The organism is Bartonella sp. AP88XZML, from assembly GCF_042195565.1.
Taxonomy (GTDB): domain Bacteria; phylum Pseudomonadota; class Alphaproteobacteria; order Rhizobiales; family Rhizobiaceae; genus Bartonella.
In genome coordinates this window covers 1-1,552 of sequence record NZ_JBHIOQ010000031.1, presented here as the reverse complement: position 1 = coordinate 1,552, position 1,552 = coordinate 1, and the positions used below count along the sequence as shown (strand labels likewise).

Below are 1,552 nucleotides of genomic sequence, written 5' to 3'. Positions count from 1 at the left end.
CTGACCTTTTATCGCCCCACTTTTAAGCATGCCAAGCAATTAGCGGTGCTCATTGGACCACAATTGACAGAGCTGCTGCTTTTGATTTCTCTCAAACTTGGCAAAAGTTCAAACAAGGGCTTGGCGCTGTTGTTCAAAGCTTTGAAGGTTTGTGGGAGGGCGTTAAACAAAGCCTTTCCAACTTTTGGCAATGGTTGAAGAGTTTTTTTACACAGGAAAAGCTCTCGGAGAGTGCCAAGGCTGGTATGGAACAAGCGGGCGAAGATCTGGCTAATTCGATTGTCGATGGCTTTATGTCGTCTATCTCACAATTGATGGATTTTTGTAAATCTTTATCTCACCGCATTAAGGGGTGGATTGGTTCCATTGATGTAAGAGAGTTTTTGCCAAGTTTTTTGGGGGGTAAAACAGCCATTCAACCGATTGCACAATTTGCGGGGGCGGGGCATGCCAATTACTCTGTGAGAGAACAAAGAGACAAAGACCGTTCCCCCATCACACACAATCAAAATGTCACAGTGCATGTTAATGGGGCGCGTGAACCCATGGCCACTGGTCGTGCGGTTGCTNCATCAATTTTATGTGGACTGGCTGAATTTCCAATCCTTTGAAGAAGAGTTTTCTGCTTCATGGGTTTGTATGGAGCGTTTTGGCAAGGCACCCAGTTTGCAATTTACCGGCTATGGCAATGATGCAAAGACCATTCATGGAGTTTGGTTTCCAGAAGAATTTGGGGACCGGGTAGCGATAGATGCCATCACTACAACTATCCGAAGAGCAAAGCCGGTGCAGATGCTTCGTTGGATCAATGATACCACCTATAGTGTCCTTCTCCATGGACCCGTAGTAATCACTACGATCAATAAAGACCACGACTATATCAGTCGCTCTGGTCAATCCCAGCGCATCCGCTATTCCATTAGCTTGTTACCGTTTTTCGATGGTGGAAAACCACAAGGACAATATCAGGTGGGACAATACCAAGTGGGACAACCTCTATGAAGATACCAGAAAAACATGTTGTTGTAGAGCTAGAGGATATGAGCCTCGATCTCCTCTGCTTTCACCATGCCATGGCAGTGTTCAGAGACCGGAGGAAAGCTGGTTTACTCAAAGGCTATTTAGAAGCCACACTGGAAGCTAATCCAGAGATTGCCAAATATGGTGTGTTTTTACCACGGGGCTTAAAGGTCATGCTGCCTGAATTTGTGTTGTCTAATCCCCAAAGCATGGTGAAGCGGTTATGGGATTAATGCGTACACACCCTTTTATTATGGTCAAGGTGGGAGACAAACCTGTTCATGAGGTTTTTTACCAGCGTCTTTTAACGGCAACCATTACGGACCATGCTGGGAATGAAGCCGATACATTTGAAGCAGAGTTTGACGATAGTGGCAATGATTTAGAGGTTCCCTCAAGCAACAGCACTCTGCAAGTGATCTTTGGTTATGAGAACAGCATCAGTGCCTTCATGGGGCGTTTTGTTGTCGAGTCGGTGGTGAGTATTGGGGGCAGTGATGGAGAGATCTTGCGCCTTTGTGGCAAAAGTGCC

General features: G+C 46.0%; 3 protein-coding genes and 2 pseudogenes. All 5 read left to right on the top strand.

Translation table 11 applies throughout. The features are described from left to right. Positions 1 to 198: pseudogene (locus ACFIK2_RS03805) on the top strand (hypothetical protein); the annotation flags it as partial. Next, the gene (locus tag ACFIK2_RS03800; RefSeq protein ID WP_375676894.1) at positions 195 to 611 is read left to right on the top strand and encodes a hypothetical protein; all 417 of its coding nucleotides are present in this window, start codon (positions 195 to 197) and stop codon (positions 609 to 611) included. The pseudogene ACFIK2_RS03805 and the gene ACFIK2_RS03800, both read left to right, overlap by 4 nt. Beyond that, on the top strand, positions 529 to 1,002 hold the full coding sequence (locus ACFIK2_RS03795; protein WP_375676893.1) for a phage tail protein: 474 nt from the start codon (positions 529 to 531) through the stop codon (positions 1,000 to 1,002). The genes ACFIK2_RS03800 and ACFIK2_RS03795 overlap by 83 nt, the downstream gene beginning before the upstream one ends. Next, positions 999 to 1,253, top strand: a complete 255-nt coding sequence (locus ACFIK2_RS03790) for a tail protein X (RefSeq protein ID WP_375634936.1) — start codon at positions 999 to 1,001, stop codon at positions 1,251 to 1,253. The genes ACFIK2_RS03795 and ACFIK2_RS03790 overlap by 4 nt, the downstream gene beginning before the upstream one ends. Next, positions 1,244 to 1,552, top strand: a pseudogene (locus tag ACFIK2_RS03785) (late control protein); the annotation flags it as partial. The gene ACFIK2_RS03790 and the pseudogene ACFIK2_RS03785, both read left to right, overlap by 10 nt.

Bases quoted from the DNA above. Each gene is read 5' to 3' on its own strand.
- ACFIK2_RS03790 (WP_375634936.1), top strand. From the start codon at position 999: ATGAAGATACCAGAAAAACATGTTGTTGTAGAGCTAGAGGATATGAGC.